At 64.0% G+C, this 18,425-nt stretch carries 15 protein-coding genes; 1 reads left to right on the forward strand and 14 read right to left on the reverse strand.

Annotated features, from left to right (window positions below; translation table 11 throughout):
* From ACTS2Z_RS02020 to ACTS2Z_RS02085, 14 genes are all read right to left on the reverse strand, one after another.
* The coding region (locus ACTS2Z_RS02020; RefSeq protein WP_442571567.1) for a secretin N-terminal domain-containing protein at positions 1-603 on the reverse strand (603 nt) is incomplete at its 3' end.
* A complete protein-coding gene (locus tag ACTS2Z_RS02025) occupies positions 600-1,439 on the reverse strand; it encodes a type II secretion system protein N (RefSeq protein ID WP_442571568.1) in 840 nt (279 codons plus the stop codon). The genes ACTS2Z_RS02025 and ACTS2Z_RS02020, both read right to left, overlap by 4 nt.
* Before the next feature lie 137 nt (positions 1,440-1,576).
* A complete protein-coding gene (locus ACTS2Z_RS02030) occupies positions 1,577-4,165 on the reverse strand; it encodes a TonB-dependent receptor domain-containing protein (RefSeq protein WP_442571569.1) in 2,589 nt (862 codons plus the stop codon).
* A 78-nt stretch (positions 4,166-4,243) separates the two neighbouring features.
* Positions 4,244-7,009 carry a hypothetical protein gene (locus tag ACTS2Z_RS02035; RefSeq protein ID WP_442571570.1) on the reverse strand — a complete coding sequence of 922 codons (2,766 nt, stop codon included), beginning with the start codon at positions 7,007-7,009 and terminating at the stop codon, positions 4,244-4,246.
* A 219-nt stretch (positions 7,010-7,228) separates the two neighbouring features.
* Complete coding sequence (locus ACTS2Z_RS02040) at positions 7,229-7,783, reverse strand: HAAS signaling domain-containing protein (RefSeq protein WP_442571571.1); 555 nt, start codon at positions 7,781-7,783, stop codon at positions 7,229-7,231.
* A complete protein-coding gene (locus tag ACTS2Z_RS02045; protein ID WP_442571572.1) occupies positions 7,746-8,114 on the reverse strand; it encodes a PadR family transcriptional regulator in 369 nt (122 codons plus the stop codon). The genes ACTS2Z_RS02040 and ACTS2Z_RS02045 overlap by 38 nt, the downstream gene beginning before the upstream one ends.
* Positions 8,115-8,183: 69 nt before the next feature.
* On the reverse strand, positions 8,184-8,663 hold the full coding sequence (locus ACTS2Z_RS02050) for a prepilin peptidase (RefSeq protein ID WP_442571573.1): 480 nt from the start codon (positions 8,661-8,663) through the stop codon (positions 8,184-8,186).
* 6 nt (positions 8,664-8,669) lie between these two features.
* Positions 8,670-8,876: a SlyX family protein gene (locus ACTS2Z_RS02055; RefSeq protein ID WP_442571574.1), complete on the reverse strand. Its 207-nt coding sequence runs from the start codon at positions 8,874-8,876 to the stop codon at positions 8,670-8,672.
* A 63-nt stretch (positions 8,877-8,939) separates the two neighbouring features.
* On the reverse strand, positions 8,940-10,853 hold the full coding sequence (locus tag ACTS2Z_RS02060) for an AsmA family protein (RefSeq protein WP_442571575.1): 1,914 nt from the start codon (positions 10,851-10,853) through the stop codon (positions 8,940-8,942).
* A 132-nt stretch (positions 10,854-10,985) separates the two neighbouring features.
* The gene (guaA, locus tag ACTS2Z_RS02065; RefSeq protein ID WP_442571576.1) at positions 10,986-12,551 is read right to left on the reverse strand and encodes a glutamine-hydrolyzing GMP synthase; all 1,566 of its coding nucleotides are present in this window, start codon (positions 12,549-12,551) and stop codon (positions 10,986-10,988) included.
* 49 nt (positions 12,552-12,600) lie between these two features.
* The gene (locus ACTS2Z_RS02070; protein ID WP_442571577.1) at positions 12,601-13,302 is read right to left on the reverse strand and encodes a hypothetical protein; all 702 of its coding nucleotides are present in this window, start codon (positions 13,300-13,302) and stop codon (positions 12,601-12,603) included.
* Between the two features lie 51 nt (positions 13,303-13,353).
* The gene (locus tag ACTS2Z_RS02075; RefSeq protein WP_442571578.1) at positions 13,354-14,667 is read right to left on the reverse strand and encodes an RsmB/NOP family class I SAM-dependent RNA methyltransferase; all 1,314 of its coding nucleotides are present in this window, start codon (positions 14,665-14,667) and stop codon (positions 13,354-13,356) included.
* A 122-nt stretch (positions 14,668-14,789) separates the two neighbouring features.
* Complete coding sequence (gene guaB / locus ACTS2Z_RS02080) at positions 14,790-16,280, reverse strand: IMP dehydrogenase (protein ID WP_442571579.1); 1,491 nt, start codon at positions 16,278-16,280, stop codon at positions 14,790-14,792.
* 78 nt (positions 16,281-16,358) lie between these two features.
* Entirely contained in the window at positions 16,359-17,588 is a 1,230-nt protein-coding gene (locus ACTS2Z_RS02085) for a DUF2254 domain-containing protein (RefSeq protein ID WP_442571580.1), read from the reverse strand.
* Positions 17,589-17,739: 151 nt separating this feature from the next.
* Between ACTS2Z_RS02085 and ACTS2Z_RS02090 the strand changes: the two genes are divergently transcribed.
* The coding region (locus tag ACTS2Z_RS02090; RefSeq protein ID WP_442571581.1) for an SDR family NAD(P)-dependent oxidoreductase at positions 17,740-18,425 on the forward strand (686 nt) is incomplete at its 3' end.

Here is an 18,425-nt window from a genome sequence, read left to right on the forward strand (position 1 = left end):
GCGGGCCATCTCGTCGGGAGACACGTTTTCCAGCGAAACCATTTCCACGACGGAGTTGTCGCGGTCGAGTGCGCGCAAGGCCTGCTCGATGGCGGAGATGTTGGAGGCATAGTCGACGATGACGACCGAGTTGCCGCTTTCCAGCGCCATGATGGTTCCGACCGCGCTGACCATGGATTGCAGCGTGCGCGCCGCTTCACGGGCGCTCGCAGACTGAAGGCGCACAACCGAGGAGCGGAAAAGGCCATCACCGGCGCCCAGCGGCGCGCCGGAACGCGCGCCTTCGCGCTCGGCGCGGATCTGGTAGACGCCCTCGCCCGTCGGCACGGCGCTGTAACCATGGACGCGCAAGGTGGCGAGAAAGACCTGGAAGGCTTCCTCGCGCGTCACCGGCCCTTGCGAGGTGATGTTGACCACGCCGCGCACTTCCGGGTCGACGACGAAGGTATAGCCTGTCAGCGCCGCCATATCCTCGATGAAGGCGGTCATGTCTGCATTGCGGAAATTGAGCGTGGTGCGCCCCGCATCCTGTGCAATGGCAAGGCCCGACAGGGCAAGCGCGATCAGCGCGGCGCACAACACTCTGGCAAATCGGATGATCATGGGTTGGGCCTTGTCTGCAGGGTGAGGCGCGCACCATCGCGCTCAAGGGTGAGGCTGGAGGGCATTTCGCCATTGGCGAGGCGGGCGGAAAGGCTGGCGGCAAGCGCATCGGACACCGGCTCGCCCTCGATAGAGGCGATGATGTCGCCAGTCTGAAGACCCAGAGCGCCAAGCGGCCCCGGTTCAGATCGCAGCTGCAGGCCTTCACCGCCGGACTGGAGCGCCATGGGCACGAAGGACAGGCCTGCCAGTGTCACCGGGCTCAGGCCACCGGCGGCGGCCTGCTGGCGGGTCCTCGCCCTTTCGGTGAGGTAGATGACCTCGCGCGCGCCGCGCCGGTTCAGGACCACACGGTCGGGGTGGACCTCGTCCAGCACGACACCAGGCTGAAGCTCGGACCCGGCGGCAAAGCTGCGCTGTCCGTTGGCGCCGACCTCGATGATGGCGCTGCCTTCATCCGGCGCCGAACCGGTGCGCACGCCGAAAAGGGAAAATCCGAGCTGGCTTTCGGGCAGCGTCTCGACCGGCTGCGATGGCGCAGATGCGCGCGCCCCCAACAGGCCCGCTGCAGAACCCTGAATGGCGGGCGGTGTGGCTGATCGCCGGGCATCGTCTGTGGCTTCCTGCGCCACGTCGAGATGCGTGCGGTAGCTACCGGCAATGAGTGTCCAGAGAAGGTTGGCAGCCAGCAGACCAATGAGGAGTGCGAAGGTCAGCTCGGCGGCACGGACGGCAATTGCGTGCAGGGAACCAGCCCTGCCCGAAGCCGTCTGCGAAATGACGCGCTGGCCATTCCGGTTCTGCCCGAACCTGCCCATCTCGGTCTTGCCATCCACCCGCTTGTTTTCAAGCCGTGTAACGCAAGTTCGTGACAGTCTTGCAAAGCCAGAGACTGGCAACACAGCCTTGAGACGGGCGAAGCGCCCGGAGCCTGAGGCTCCGGGCGTGTCGTCATGCGGACCTTGCGGCCAGCCTAGAAGCTGGTCGAAAGGCTGAGAGAGAAGGTGCGGCCGCGTTCATAGGTGTTGAACTCGGTCTCGCCGATCGTCTCGTTGCGCTGGTACTCGCGATAATCCTCGTCGAGCAGGTTACGGCCTGCAAAGCCGAGCGAGAATTCACGGCCCATCGCGGCAAAGCGGCGGCGGTATTGGAAGTCGAGCTGGACGCCCGGCTCGTCGATGACGTCCGGCAGCACGCCCGACGGCGAGTTGAACCCGCGCTGGACGATGCGCTCGTCCACCCAGTTCATGAGCAGGGTGAACTGGTCGTTATCGCCTTCCCAGCCGATCTGCGCGTTGACGATGTTCTCCGGCGTGCCTTGCAGGTTGGAACCGTCAAGGTTGAAGAAGGAAGCATCGCGCAGCGTGCCGCTGATCGGATCGAGGACCTGCGTGCCCGCAGGCGCGACGATCTCCGACTGGGTGTAGGTGTAATTGACCGCAAAACGCCAGTCGCGCTCACGGAACCAGCCAATGTCCAGCGGGAACTGGAAGTACTGGCGGTATTCCAGCTCGACACCCTGAAGCTCGGCCTTGGGCGAGTTCAGGAAGGTGGTTTCCGACACGAAGGAGGCGGTCTCGAACTGGACTTCCTCGATCGGGTTGGTGATCTCCTTGTAGAAGATCGCAGCCGTGATGAACTGGTCGCGGCCCAGATAGTATTCCAGACGCGCGTCGTAATTGTTCAGCTCGGAGTCAACGAGGCCGTCAAAGCCGCGGAAGCTGCGCTGGGATTCCGGGTCGAAGAAGCCGGAATTGGCAAACTCGCGGAATTGCGGACGGGCAATCGTCTGCGAGAAGCCGAGGCGCAGTTGCAGGTCATCGGCGAAGTTCCAGGTCACGGTCGCCGCCGGCAGGACATAGTCATTGTCCAGCGTCGCACCGCGGCCCAGCTGGCCGAAGCGGCTGAAGGTCTGGACCGACTGCACCGCATCTTCATAGCGCACGCCGAGCGTGGCGCGGATGAAGCTGGTTACATCCAGATCGGCCTGAACGAAGAAGGCATCCACATCCAGCTCGCCGACATAGTTTGACTGGGTGTTCTGCACCTCGGTCAGCTGGAAGCGCGAAGGGCCGATATTGTCCGGCGAGAACAGGAAGTCCGGACGGGCAATCTGCACGTCGGCAGGCAGCGAGTTGCCACCGGCCATGCGGAAGAAGAGCGTCGTGTATTCCCGTTCAGTGCGCGTCGTGTCCGCACCCGCCATCATGACCAGCTCACGCGAGCCGGGCAGGTTGAAGGTGTAGAGAAGCTCACCGCCGAAATTGGTCAGATCATCGGTCAGGTCCGTGAACTGGATCTCGTAGCGGGCCGCAGACGTGAAGGCGATATCGCCATTGGCCTGCTCCAGACGGGTCAGTTCCTGCAGGAACGGGGTCTGGCGCGTCGCCTGGGCGATCGAGCCGCGCCAGCGCGCTTCCAGATTGCCGAACATATGCTCGCCGGTCAGCTGGAACATGGCCAGATCACGCTCGAACCAGCCGGTGCTCTCGCGGTAGATCGGACGGCCGCCTTGCGCGTTGAAGTCTTCACCGCGGGTCAGCTGCGTGTCCTTGCGGGCCGAGTGGACATAGAACAGCGTCGCACCAAGCTGGTGATCGCCCTGTTCGGCACTCAGCGAGACAAGGCTGTTGGTGACCGCATCGTAGGACGACAATTGCGTGGTCAGGTCGGTACCGAGCACATCACCGCGCACGCGCTGACGCTGGGCATTCTGCAGGCTCCAGCCGGCATCAAAGCCGACCGCGCCGACAAGACCCATCTCGATCTCGCCCAGATTGAAGGCAAAGCCGCCATTGGCCGACACCGAATAGTCCGGGTGCAGGTCTTGCGACTGGATGACCAAGAGGTTCGGGATGACAACGCTTTCGCTGACAAGCTCGAGCTCTGCCGCCGAAAGGTCGTTCAGGTTGCGGCCATTGGCGAGGACATCGGCCAGCGGGATCGGAATGTCGCGCGTGGAATCGTCATAGCCGGTCCAGTCCCAGTCCGTGTCCGAACCGCGATGGATGATGGCGTTCTCGCCGGTCGCAACAGTGTTGTAGCCGACGCTCGCCGAGACATTGAAGAACGGATCGACCGGACGGCGCAGGGTGCGCAGCGTGATCAGACCACCACCGAACTCACCGCCGAAATTGGCCGAATACGTCTTCTGGACGTCGACGCCATCGAGGATTTCGGACGGGAAGAGGTCAAGCGGCACGATACGGCGAAGCGGCTCCGGGCTCGGCAGGGGCGAGCCGTTGAGGAGCGCTGCCGCATAGCGGTCACCCAGGCCGCGCACATAGGCGAAACGGCCACCGACAATGCTCAGACCGCTCAGGCGGGTAAGGGCGACGGCAGCGTTGGCGTCGCCCGAACGCTCCAGGTCTTCGGCAGAAACGAAACTGGCCACCTGCGCCGTGCGGCGCTGGGGCTCGGGAATGAACTGGCCGCGCACCGAGATGGTCTCGACGGGTTCGGAGGCGGCGGGCGCCTCCTCGGCCTGGCGGGCAAGAGCGGACGGGGCCAGAAGGGCCGTGCTCGTCAGCAATGCCGCGCTGAACAGGTAAAGCGGTTTCATGGTTCGCAACCTTCGTTGATTGGGGTTGGGAGCAGGCAGAGGCGCGCCGGGAAGACCCGGCGCGCCCTTTGCTCTTGCCTAGCAGGTGCTTCCGGCTTCCAGACCACAGGTCCAGTCAGCCCACCAGCGGTCGCTCGAATTGCGTACCGCGCCGATGTAATCCACAGCCGTGAAGTACGGATCGAGCGTGGTGACGTTGAACGCCGTGCGGGCATTCTCGTTGGCACCGTTCACGAAGGTGTTGGTCAGCGTGCTGGCCACATCCGTCGAGTTGTTCGAACCACCCGAGACGGCAGCGGCAGCCGCAGCCTGGTCGGAGTTCGAGGTCGAAAGGCCGCCAGCGCAGCTGAACAGCACCGAGTCGAAGCTCGGGTCGGTGTCCACGCCCTGATAGCCCGCCGTGCCATTACCGGCCGAGTTTTCCCAGCGCATGCAGGCCTGGCCGTAGGAGACCACGCCGTTGACATAGCGGCCGACCGTACCGGTGTTCAGGCGGAAGGCGTTGGTGCGGTTACCCACGAAGGTGAAGTTGGAGAAGGTCGCATTCGACAGCGGGGTGACACCCGGAGCCGAGCTCGAAGCCTCGACGATATTGTCGCCGCCACCGGCACGCTGAATGGCCATCAGGAACTGGATGTGACCATTCCAGCCATTGTCGGTGTCGAAGCTGTCATCATCAGCGCCCGTAACGATCAGGTACTTGCCGTTCACGGTACCACCGAACCACTCGATGCCATCGTCAGAGCCGTTATGGACCTGGATGTTCTCGAACACGGTGCCATTGCCGACGCCGGCCAGCGTGATGCCGTTCAGCTCGTTACCCGGCGCGATTTCGAAGCCGGCATACTTCACCTGCAGGAAGGTGAGCGAGCCAGAGCTGTCTGCCGGCAGAGCGCCGCCATACAGGGCATCCGGGTTCGTCAGGCCTTCAACGAGGTTCTGGCACTGGGCCGTACCCGGGGTCGCCGCATCGCGGCAGCGATTGATCGGCGCACGGCCGAGGATGGCAAGGCCACCCCATTCACCGATGGCCGTTTCGCGGTTGCCGGTGTTCGTGATGTCGTTTTCAGACGTCAGGATGACCGGGTTCTGGCGGGTGCCGTTGGCAAAGAGTTGCGAGCCACGGTTGATGACCAGCGCGTCGGCGCCCGAGCGGCCATAGACCGTCACGCCCGATTCGATGGTCAGCGAGGCAGCATCGCCGCCAGCGGCATTGCCTTCGGCGCCGACATCGACACCCACGTTCACGCGGCCAGCGAGTTCGTAGATATTGCCGCGGGTCAGGCGGATGTCGGACGTGATCGTGCCCGACAGGCGGCAGACATTCTGGCCGCCACGCGTGGCACCCGTATCGGTGGTGCCGGTCGGGCAGTCAGGTTCCGGGAACAGGCCGAAGGTCCAGCCGGCAGCCCAGTTGCTCGTTTCGGTTTCAGACGGACCGAACGCGCCGACATAGTTGGCGGTGCGGAAGAAGCTGTTGAGCGAGGTCGCGTCAAACGCCGTCATGCCTTGCTCGGCCGGGCCCGGGAAGAGGCGCGAAGCCAGCGAGCTTTCGATCTGGCGGTTATTGGCATCGGCAGCAACCGAAGCCGCAGCAGCCGCCTGGTCGGAGTTGGAGGTCGACAGACCACCTTCACAGTCGAACAGCACCGAGTTGAAGCTCGGGTCGACATTCACGCCCTGATAGCCAGCCGTGCCGTTACCGGCCGAGTTTTCCCAGCGGAAGCACGCCTTGCCGTAGTCAACGACGCCGTTGACATAGCGGCCGACCGTACCTGTGTTCAGACGCCAGGCATTGGTGCGGTTACCCACGAAAGTGAAGTTGGCAAAGGTCGCGTTCGATAGCGGGGTGACACCCGGCGAGGAACTGGAGGCTTCAACGATGTTGTCGCCGCCGTTGGCACGCTGGATCACGGCCACAAACTGCAGATTGCCCTGCCAGCCATTGTCGGTGTCGAGCGAGTCGTCATCGGCGCCCGTCACAACGATGTTGCGGCCGTTCACCGTACCGCCGAACCATTCGATGCCGTCGTCAGAGCCGTTATGGACCTGCACGTTCTCGAAGATCGTGCCGTTGCCGACACCAGCCAGCGTGATGCCGTTCAGCTCGTTACCCGGCGCGATTTCGAAGCCGGCGAAGAGAACGCGCACGAAACGCAGGATGCCCGAATTGTCTTGCGGGTTGTTGCCGCCATAGAGCGCGTCCGGATTGGTCGCACCTTCCACGAGGTTCTGGCAGTCCACCGTACCCGGGGTCGCTGCGTCGCGGCAGCGATTGATCGGCGCACGGCCGAGGACGACGAGGCCGCCCCACTCACCGATATTGTCACCGCCAAAGTCCTGCGGATTGGCCGCACGGCGGATGAGGTCTTCATCAGAGGTCAGGGTGATCGGCGAAGCAGCCGTGCCGTTCGCTTCGATCTGCGAGCCACGATTGACCACGATGTAGTCAGCGCCACTCTGGCCGAACACGGTCACGCCCGGCTCGATCGTCAGGCGGGCCGAGACACCGCCCGAGGCGTTGCCGTCTGCGCCGACGTCGACACCGACATTCACCCGGCCATCAATGCGGTAGGCGATGCCGTCAACGGCACGCAGCGTCAGATTGGTCAGGACATCACCCGAGAGAAGACAGGTGGTCAGGCCGCCAACCGGCGAACCCGTGGTGAAGCCGGTCGGGCACGAAGCGGTGCCGCCACCGCCGCCACCGCCACCCGGCGGCGTACCACCGCCCGGGGGCGTTCCCGGATTGGTCGCGCCAGGCGAAGTGATGCTCGAACCCTGACCGCACGCAGCGGCGGCCATGCTAAGCGCAAGAATTGCGGCGTATTTCTTCCAAGACATGATTGTCCCCTCTGCGGACGCACCCGGAGGCGCGCCATCTGCATGTGTTTCAGCTCGCAGCGAAACCGGGGGCAGCCCCCACTTTCGACGGGATATCCTGTTATACAAGATTCATGTCAGGCCAGTGACATGCATTGCAAGTTTCCGGCTGATTGCAGGATGGGAGGAGTGAAACCGGCCCGAAACGCCCGCGCTGACAGGCGTCTGGCGCGCTGGCAATCAGTCTGCCAGCACAGGCAGCGGGCTGACCGGCACGCGGAACTGCCGGCCGGCCGTGCGCATCAGCATCAGCCCGCTAAGGCCTGCCAAGACGGCGATCAGAACCGTCAGCGGCAGGAACCACTGCCCCGCAAGGTCGGTCAGCCGGGCGGCATTTTCCGCGCTGGTCGCGCCGACAAACAGGCTGCCGGTCGCCGCATTGCGCCAGAGACCGACGAGATCAGGCGAAGCCAGCTCGGCAAGGCACAGGCCTGCGCTGGTTGCTGCCAGCACCCAGAGCAGGCAGCAGGCTGTCAGAAGGCCGGCCAGGTGCAGGAGGCCAATTCGGTTGGAAGCGGTGTCGATAGAATGGCTGGTAGCGGCGACATACTGGCGGGCCAGCGCCTGCGCTGAACCCATGCGCGCGATCGCCTCGGCCTCGCCCCAGCATTCGCTGCGCTCGGCGAGGTGGCTGCGCGCCTCCATCACGATGTCATGGCGGTCGCCAGCCGGAAGCGGGCCGAGGGCGGCCGCCAGCTCATTCAGATAGGTCTCGATCCGGTTCGTGTTGGTCAAGGTCCGGCACCGCAAGTCTGTCCAGCTGCAGGCGAAACTCCGCCCATGCCTGACCCATGGCCGACACGGCGCGCTGCCCTTCTGCGGTCAGCCTATAATATTTACGTGGCGGTCCTGTGACGCTCGGCTGCCATCGCGCAGAAATTCTGCCCTCTGACTGCAATCGCTTCAAAAGCGGGTAGATGGTACCGTCGGAAATCCCGAGCCCGTCTGCGCCTGACAGGGCATCGAGCAGTTCGATTCCGTACATTTCGCGCCGGGCGAGCAGGCTCAGCACAGCAAACTCCGCTGCGCCCTTGCGCAGCTGTGCCTTCCAGCCCTCGATATCCAATGGCTCCGCCGTCATCACTCGATGCTTAGCGCGTTCCTGGCGTCCTGTCTCGCGAGGTTGCCGCCCCGGCTACACCCAGAGACCGGTGCGCAGCAGCAGCCAGGCAAGGGCAATTCCAGCGGCCAGGAACGGCCCGAAGGCGAGCGTGCTCTGCGCGTTCACCGCGCGCCGTGCAAGGAGGGCCATCGACAGGGCCCAGACAAGCCCCGCCGCACTGGCGATGAGCACGATCACCGGCAGGAGAAGCGCCCCGCACCAGGCCCCGCCAACGGCCAGCAGCTTGGCATCGCCCCTGCCCAGCCCGTCGCGCCCCCGATACGCCTTGTAGCCCAGCTCCAGCGCGACAAAGGCCGCATAGCCGATGGCGGCTCCCGCGATGTGCCAGAGTACCGGATCACCCAGCCACCACGCACTCAGCCAGCCTGCCGGGATCAGCGGCAGGGTGAGCCAGTCGGGCAGGCGAAGCGTGCGGATGTCGATGACGGCCAGCGTCACAAGCCCGGCCAGCAATACACCGCCACTGACAAGAATTGCCGCGCCGGGAATCATCACCGCCTACCAGTGGGGAGGCTTTTCATTGCCGGGGGCAGGAAGGCCAGCTTCGAGTTCGGCAATGCGGCTGTCCGACCGGACGAGCCTGGCTTTCAGCGCATCGATATCGCGCTGCTGCAGGGCCAGCGCCTCTGACAGGTCATCGATCATCTGTTGCTGCTGGGCGAGATGGATTTCCAGCCTGTCGAGACGGTCTTCTGTGTCGGACATGCCGGCTCCCACTCCTGGCGGCAGGCACCAGACAGGCGGCCCGCTCCTAAATCGCCCGTGGGCTTACTGCGTTTCTGCGGTTCCAGCAAAGGCCTGGCACGCGCCCTCCTCCACCGTTTCAAGCTGGACCGTGCCGAGAAGGCTGGCGAAGGGGCTCAGGAAAACGCCGAGCGCCACCGAGGCTGCGCTGCGGACAAAGGTCTCGTCATCGGGCGAAATCGCCGGATTACGGAACGTGCCCCCGATATTCACCGGCCCACCGAGCGAACCGATATTGGGATGCGTATCCTGCGCGCGCACCTGAAGTTCGAGACGCTCGCGGCGGAAATCGAAGACGCCATCGGCCCGGATCTGGCTTTCCGGCGTGGCGATGACGAGGCCCTCTGTCCGGCCGAGCCCGTCTTCAACCTCGATATTGGCTACGCCACAGGTCGTCGCGACGCTCTCCTCGCTGGCGAAAATGAAATCGAGCATGTCGAGACCAATGAGTTCCAGCGTGCGATGGGACACCACGCCCTCATCCAGCAGGACGCGGATATGGCCGTTGGAACTGGCCATGGCCTGACGGATGCTGTTGCCGGTGCCTGTAAGCGCCATCTCGCCGGACAACGATCCCGCCAGACGGTCATTGGGAACGATGTCCTTCAGGCGGAGACGCGAGAACGAGACGCTTGCGGACGTCACCGGCACTTCGCCGCGTGCATTGATCTCCACGCTGGAAACCAGCCGTCCACCCCTGAAGCCGAACTCCAGCGGATCGAAGCGCAAGACGCGATCCTCCAGCGTGATCACCGTTGATACATCGGTGAGCGGTGCACCGGCACCGGTGACATTACGCCCCTCGAAGACCAGACGCCCGTCCACACCGGAAATCCGCTCCACCGCCAGCGGGGCTGCAGGAAATATCCGCCCTTCATCGCGCAGGCGCCGGGCCTGCGCGCGTTCCAGCTCGCTCTCGCTCATATCGTCAGGATCAACCGCAGGCGCGCCGATCAGCATGCCGATATCTGAAAAGTCCAGCGAGCTGGAAACCAGCTGCGCATCGACGTAAGGGCGCTCGCGCCCGGCATCATAGTCCAGCCGGCCGGACAGATCGCTCTCGCCGACTATCCCTTCAATGCTGCGCGCCTGCCAGACATCGCCCGCGCGAGACAGGTCAAGGCGCAAGTCATAGGGCGGCGTATCGGGCACCGGAATGCCGGTGAAATCATAGATGTCGCGCAAGTTCTCGCCTTGCAGCGCAAGGGAGCCGGCAAGGTCTCTGAAACTGCCGCCAGGGCCCAGCTGGCCGTCAAAAACAAAGCGCGTCTCGCCGCCGCGAATATCAAGGCGGAAGGCAAAGCTCTGATCGGGGTCACGCAGGCGCATCACGCCAGCGCCTTCCCCGGTAAAGCTGAACGGCGTGCCGCGCATCTCGCCATCGCCGGAAATCGATGTGCTGTCCTCGCCTGCCCCGCCCTCTGCCCTGACCGTGTCGAGGCTGGCACTGAAGGACACCTCGCGAGCCGCATTGCGATAGATCACCTGACTGTCTGCGAGGCGCAGCCTGCCAATAATCGGGATTTCTCCCGTCTCGCCATCGCCGCCGAAATTCCAGTTATTACGCCCCTCTTCATCAACGCTCAGGCGCAATTGCAGGCCCGACGCGCTCACCACTGGCAGGTTCACCCGCCCGATCAGGAGATCGAGGACGGCAATATCCGCCTCCGCCTCGTCCAGCGTGATGACATGCGCATCCCCGGTCCAGTCCTCGTCGGCGATGGTCACGTCCGCGACCCGCACGCGCGGCACGAAATTCCACCGCCAGCGGACCTCCAGCGGCGCACTGATGGTGACCTCGCGGTCCAGGGCACCGGACAGGCGCGCCTCTACCGGGCCGCGCAGCCAGTCCCAGCCGGCAAGCCAGATCACCACCACAAGAAGGAGAAAGGCCGCGCCGATAAATGCCGCAAGGCCAAGCAGGATGCGCACAAACACGTCAGACCCTCAAAAAGCAGATGCCTTGAGGGTAAGCGCGCAAACGTGTCAGCGGGTTCCGTTGCGGGAGGGCGGGAGTGGCAAGGCCGGAAGGCTGGCCGACGATAGTGAGCTAGGGGGCTTGCCCCGGCCCTACTCCCACTCGATCGTTCCCGGCGGCTTGCTGGTCACGTCATAGACGACTCGGTTGACGCCGCGCACTTCATTGATGATGCGCGTGGCAACGCGGCCCAGGAAATCGTGATCGAAGGGGAAATAGTCCGCCGTCATTCCGTCGACGCTGGTGACGGCACGCAAGGCGAGCACGCTGTCATAGGTGCGCTCATCGCCCATCACGCCCACGGTGCGGACCGGCAGCAGCACGGCAAAGGCCTGCCAGATCACATCATAGAGACCGGCCTTCTTGATTTCCTCGATATAGATGCGGTCGGCGGCGCGCAGGATATCGGCCTTTTCCTTCGTCACCGCGCCCGGAATACGGATGCCGAGCCCCGGTCCCGGGAAGGGATGACGGCCGACAAAGGCTTCCGGCAGGCCGAGCTCGCGGCCCAGCGCGCGCACCTCGTCCTTGAAAAGTTCGCGAAGCGGTTCGACCAGCTTCATGTTCATGCGGGCGGGAAGCCCGCCGACATTGTGGTGTGACTTGATGGTGACGGACGGGCCGCCATCAAAGCTGACGCTCTCGATCACGTCCGGATAAAGCGTGCCCTGGGCCAGGAAGTCGGCTCCGCCCGCGAGCTTTGCCTTCTCCTCGAACACGTCGATGAAAAGCTTGCCGATGGTCTTGCGCTTCTTTTCCGGGTCATCAATGCCGTCGAGTGCGGCGAGGAAGCGTTCGCCCTCGTCGGCAGCGACGAGCGGGATGTTGTAGTGCTCGCGGAAGAGGGTGACGACCTCTTCGGCCTCGCCATGGCGCATCAGCCCGGTATCGACAAAGACGCACACCAGCTGGTCGCCAATCGCCTCATGGATCAGCACGGCGGCAACGGCAGAGTCCACCCCGCCGGAGAGTCCGCAGATGACGCGGCCTGAGCCCACCTGCTCACGGATGCGGGCAATCGCCTCATCCTTGAAGGCGGCCATCGTCCAATCGCCCTTCATGCCGGCAATATCGTGCGTGAAGTTCTTCAGGATCAGCGCGCCGCGCGGCGTGTGCACCACTTCCGGGTGGAACTGCACGCCATAGAAGCGGCGTGCCTCATCGGCGATGGCCGCAAAGGGGGCGCCGGAACTCGTCGCGACAACATGAAAGCCTTCCGGCGCCGCCATCACGCGGTCGCCATGGCTCATCCACACGCGCTCGGTATCACCCACCGCGCCCAGCCCGGCCAGAAGCGGGCTTTCGGCCACGATCTGGATATCGGCGCGGCCAAACTCGCGATGGTCGGACGTTTCCACCCGCCCGCCGAGCTGCGCGCACATGGTCTGCTCGCCATAGCAGATGCCTAAGACCGGCACGCCGGCTTCGAAAATGTAGGGGTCGGCCCGCGGGCTGTCTTCCCAGCTGGTCGAGTGCGGGGAGCCGGAAAGGATGATGGCCTTTGGCGCATAATCCTTCACGAAGGCCGCGTTGGCGCGGTTATAGGGATGGACCTCGCAATAGACGCCGCTTTCGCGCAGGCGCCGTGCGATGAGCTGGGTCACCTGAGAGCCGAAATCGACAATCAGGGCGCGTTCGTGTTCGGCAAGTATATCCATGGGCAGCGCTTAACCGAGATTCTTCACGATGGCGAGAGGGGGGATGGAATCAGGCGATTATTCGTCCCGGCACAACCGTGCGCATGTGGAACATTAGCTCTTCAACGCCGTCATCTATATCTTTCAACCTTATCAAGCGGCCAGACTTGGGCCTTATCCAGTAATAGCCGAGCAGCCCGGCACTACCGGCGGCCTCAACGTCTTTGAATTTTGCGGCCCGCCTGCCAGCAAGCGGATGAGAGATTTCAATCTGCTCCTCATTCCATCTGATTTTCACGAAATAGATGCTGTAACACTTCATCGCCATCACGGCACCGAAGCACAGGACGAGAACTCCAACGGCAGGTAAAAGCACCGCGTCCCACCCGCTCGGCCCTGGGTCAGCAATGAAAACAATCGGCAGAACAAAAAGCCCGCCGATAATCGATGTGACGGAAAGCAGGCCATAGCCCCAGCCGAGATACCTTTCATATCTTGGTGGTCCTATCGCGTGCCAGCCCGCCCCGGCGGGCTCGACATTGGAAAAATCTTTGGGATTTCTGACGGTAACGACCACAATGCCGATCACCACGAAAATGACCAGCATTACCAGCGTGCCGATGGAAAAGATTGCTTCCGCCCAGCTCTCACCCTCTGGCCGCCTAACACCAACGCTCACCAGCCAACCGAAGGCACCGCACAGCACATATATTCCGAGGAATTTGAGGAGGTCGCGGGGCCGCCGCCACAACGGGCTCTGTTCCTCATCCATAGTCTGTCTCCGGCCAGTTATGAGTCACGTGCTCTAGCGAACGCACCGACCCTACCCCGCCTTCACCAGTCCACACACATAAAACCCGTCCGTGCCGGTGCGCGCCGGGGTGAGTTGCAGCGCGCCGTGTTCGCCCGCACAGGCGGCGAGCGTCAGCGCACCTTCCTCGGTCAGCTGACCGGACACGATGAGGGCGTCTGTCACCGGCACGGCGGAAAAGTCCGGATTGGCTTTGAGGAAAACCTCGATCCGGTCGCCGTTTTCTTCCGGCAAGACCGAGCAGGTCACATAGACCATCCGCCCGCCGGGTTTCACATACTTCGCCGCCTTGGCCAGCACCTCGTCCTGTTGGGTGATGCGCGTGGCGAACGCCTTTTCCTTCAGACGCCACTTGGTATCAGGCCTGCGCCGCCAGGTGCCGGAGCCCGTGCAGGGCGCATCGATGAAGACAAGGTCCATCTTGCCTTCCAGATCACCAAGGGCTTCGGCTTCCTTGCCGGTGCGCACCTGCACATTGCGCACCCCTGCCCGTTCCAGGCGGGGCCAGATGGCGCGCAGGCGCCGCCAGTCATAATCCCAGGCATAAAGCTGGCCGGAATTGTTCATCAGGGCGGCGAGAGACAGCGTCTTGCCGCCAGCCCCGGCACAGAAATCCAGCACTTGCAGCCCCTCCACGGGCGCAGCGGCGAGGGCGGCGATCTGGCTGCCAGTGTCCTGCACCTCCACCCAGCCCTTGCCATAGGCGGGGATCGCATCGGCGGGCGGTGCCTTGGCGCGCGGGTCAGCGGCCGGAATACGGATGGCCGTGGTGACAAGGCCCGACGGATCGGCATTGAGTTGGACGCGAACAGCCGAAATCGCCTTTTCCGCATCGGTTTTGAGCGTGTTGACGCGCAAATCCACCGGAGCACGGGCGGCCATGGACGCACCCTCAAGGGCGGCATCGGCGCCAAAACCCCGCTCGAAACTGCCTTCCAGCCAGTCTGGAATCTCCGCCCGCGCATGCAGGGGCGCGTCTTCGGGCAGGCGGGCGGCCATGCCGGCCCGTTCAGCCTCGCTCAAGGCTTCGGGCGCATGTTCATCGCCTTCGAAAATCGCGGCAATCGCATCCGGACCTAACTGCCATTCATGCGCCAGCGCGCCCAGCACCAGCGCGCGCGGGCTGTCCTCGCCCATCAGCAGCCTTACCGATGCCCGCCGGCGCAGCGCATCCAGAACGAGGCCGGAAATCCAAGCCCGGTCGCCCGAGCCGGCATAGCGGTTGGCCTTGCCCCAGTCGCGCAGCGCGTCCTTTACCGGCTGATGGCGGTTCAGAACGGTGTCGAGTACCTCGATGGCGGCGGCAATACGCCCTGCGTCACGCATCGCGTTTCCTTTGCTTGTGGCCCTCGTCCTTCGAGACGGCCTTAAGGCCCTTCAGGATGAGGGCCTTGAACAGAATTCCCTCATCCTTGCGGACGCGGCGGCACTCGAAGGATTTCGGAAATCTAGCTCGGGCTGGGATAGTTCGGCGCTTCACGCGTGATGGTCACGTCATGCACATGGCTTTCGCGAAGCCCGGCATTGGTTATGCGCACGAAGACGGCCTTCTGCTGGAAGTCGGCAATCGTCGACGCCCCGGTATAGCCCATGGCAGCACGAAGGCCGCCCACCATCTGGTGCAGGATCGGACCCACCGGGCCCTTGTAGGGCACCTGGCCTTCAATGCCTTCGGGCACCAGCTTCATCCGGTCAGTGACTTCCTTCTGGAAGTAGCGGTCGGCAGAGCCGCGCGCCATCGCGCCCACACTGCCCATGCCGCGATAGGATTTGTAGGAACGGCCCTTGTAGAGGAAGACCTCGCCGGGTGCTTCCTCGGTGCCCGCCAGCATCGAGCCCATCATGACGCAGTCGGCGCCCGCCGCGATCGCCTTGGCGACATCGCCGGAATACTTGATCCCGCCATCGGCAATGATCGTGCCGTCATAGCCCTCGGCGGCGCGGCGAGCCTCCATCACGGCGGTCAGCTGCGGCACGCCCACACCGGCGACGATGCGCGTGGTGCAGATCGAGCCCGGCCCGATACCCACCTTCACGCAGTCTGCACCGACATCGAACAGCGCGCGCGCGCCGTCATAGGTCGCGATATTGCCAGCCACGATCTGGGTGGTGTTGGAGGCCCGCTTGATACGCGAAACCTGTTCGAGCACCGCTGCGCTCATGCCATGCGCGGTGTCGATGACGACAACGTCCACACCCGCTTCCATCAGCGCTTCTGCGCGTTCAAAGCCGGCATCGCCGACAGTGGAGGCCGCAGCCACGCGCAGGCGCCCTTGCGCGTCCTTAGCGGCGTTGGGATAGGCTTGCGCCTTCTCCATGTCCTTGACCGTCATCAGGCCAACGCAGAAGCCGTTCTCGTCAACGACCAGAAGCCGTTCAATCCGGTGCTTGTGGAGAAGCCGGCGCGCCTCGTCCTGCGCCACGCCCGGCCGGACGGTGACCAGCTGGTCCTTCGTCATCAGGCTGGCAACCGTGGCATTCATGTCGTCGGCAAAGCGCACATCGCGATTGGTGACGATGCCGATCAGCTTGCCGGGTTTGGCACCCGGCGCGCCGGAGCGTCCGCCACCCTCAACGACAGGGATGCCGGAGATGCGGTGATGCTCCATCAAGGCTTTCAAGTCAGCCAGCGTGGCGTCCGGGCCGATCGTGACCGGGTTCACCACCATGCCGCTTTCAAAGCGCTTCACCCGGCGCACTTCCTCAGCCTGTTCGGCGATGCTCAGATTGCGGTGAATGACGCCCAGCCCGCCCGCTTGCGCCATGGCGATTGCCAGCGGCGCTTCGGTCACGGTGTCCATCGCGGCAGAAAGGATCGGGATGTTCAGGCCGACATCGCGCGTCACGCGCGTGCGCACATCGGCGTCGGCAGGGATGATTTCGGATGCGCCGGGCTGCAAGAGCACATCATCGAAGGTCAGACCTTCACGTATCTCCATCTTGGAGACCTCCTCTATCTCTTGCGGGGCCGCTCTAACGCTGAAAGCTGCAAGAGGCAAGGTGTGGTCTGCTGGCGATCAGCCGATTGCGTCCTTCAGCCGCGCAATGTCGCCTTCATGCGCCATGGCCGAGCCTGCCCGGTCGAGGATTTCGCGCCTGAGCGCCTTTGCCTCGCTGGCAAGGTCAAGCTGATCCAGCCCGGAGGCCATGGAACACAGCTCGCCCAGCGCCCGCATCACCTCGAGCTGCGCGGCCCCGTCGCGTGCCAGCGCGATGACGGGCTCGCGAAGGGCCAGTGCAGCTTCAAGCGGCGCATAGACGACCCGCTCCAGCGCGGCGGTGTCACGATCCTTTTCCGCCTCGCGATTCCAGCCGGCAAAGCAGCGCTCCAGCGCGCGAATCGCGGAGATGGCACTGCCGGGATCGTTCACGCCCGGCGAGAGAGCCCGCGAGCCGATCTCGCTCAGGGCGGAAAGACCGAGCCGGGGATCGGCTTCCAGCGTGCGTACGCGGCCACAGACAAAACAGGCAATCAGCTTTTTCGCCGCGTCTTTCGCGTTGGCGCCGTGGACCCTGGCCAGTTCCAGTCCCGGCCCGCACCGCTCTCCCGGCAGGGCCAGCACCTCGACCTTCACGTCCTGGCGTGCCGCTTCCTCGTCGAGTGCGCGCAGATCAACCATCTGGAGATAGCCGGGCACGGCTGCTGACAGTGCCTGTCCCTTGGTCCGCCCAAGGACCGAACGCGGCGCAGGGGGCGGCAGGCAGGCCAGCGTGCGGAAGGCGTTGATCGTTGCAGCCTCCACCTTGGCTATCGCGTCTTCCACATCACCGAGGGTCGAGAGCTGGCGGATCCAGTGGATCAGCACCACGACCACCATGAGCGTTGCCAGCACGGTCAGCGCAAACAGCATGGCTTCGCCGCCATTGCCGAGCACACCGCTATTGAGGGCGACCAGCCCGATCATGCTGAAGAGAAAGGCGCCGAGGAAAGTCGCTATGGCGTTTTGCGCACCACCACCACGGATCAGGATGGGCCGCGCGCGCGGCGTTGCCGCATCGCTGACGGCTTTCAGGGACGTGGCCATGGTGGTGAGCGAGAAGATTGTCACCGCCAGCAGGCTGGACGAAAGAACGTTCAGGATCGTGCGCAACGCGTCCTGCTCGATAGCCTCGGCGAGGGCTTCCGGCACGAGGAACTCCGCCAGCGGCGCCGCAAAGACAAGAACGATGGCGCCAGTCGCGTAAAGAGCAGGCAGGAACCAGAGCGAGCTGGTGATCCGCCCGATCCACAACTTGATACGTTCCATTTGCCTGCCCCGCCCGGTTGCCGTAGTCCCCTAGCCTAAACCCCCGGGGCGGCGACACGTTCCCCCGCCTTGCAAGGCAGGAAACAGCTTGCCGCCTGCGCGGGTCCGGCGTCAGTGTAGTCAAAACTCGCTGACAGAGGATACAGCCAGCATGACCGGACGCCTGCAGGGCAAGATTGCCATCATCACCGGAGGAGCCAGCGGCATTGGCAAGGCCAGCGTCGAGCGCTTCATCGAGGAAGGCGCCCATGTCGTGATGGGCGATCTGGAAACCGGGCGCGGCGAGGCGATGGCGCAGTATTACGGACCGAAGCTCGCCTTTCGCACCACAGACGTGAAATCCGAAGCCGACATTTCGGCCCTTATTGCACTGGCCATCAAGCGGCATGGACGTCTCGATATCCTGTTCAACAATGCCGGATCGGCAGAACCGGACTTTCCGGTCGACCAGATCGGCGCAGAGACCTTCGACCATGTGATGCACCTGCACCTGCGCGCGGCGCTGTTCGGCATCAAGCACGCCTTGCCCCATCTGCAGGCCGCAGGCGGCGGCTCGATCATCTCCACCTCCAGCGTGGCGGGGATAGGCGTCAATTACGGACCTCTGCTCTACTCAGTGGCAAAGGCGGCGCTCATTCACCTGACCAAGACCACAGCCGTCCGGCTGGCCCCTCACAAAATCCGCGTGAACTGCATCAATCCGGGGATGATCGCGACCGCCGTGTTCGGCCGGGCTTTCGGCCTTGACCAGGACGCTGCCGAAGCTGCCCAGCCCAGGCTGGAGGAGCTGGGCGCTTTCGCCCAGCCTCTGCCCGTGGGCGGAAATCCCCATGACAT

Source organism: Glycocaulis sp. (assembly GCF_052168375.1).
GTDB lineage: Bacteria > Pseudomonadota > Alphaproteobacteria > Caulobacterales > Maricaulaceae > Glycocaulis.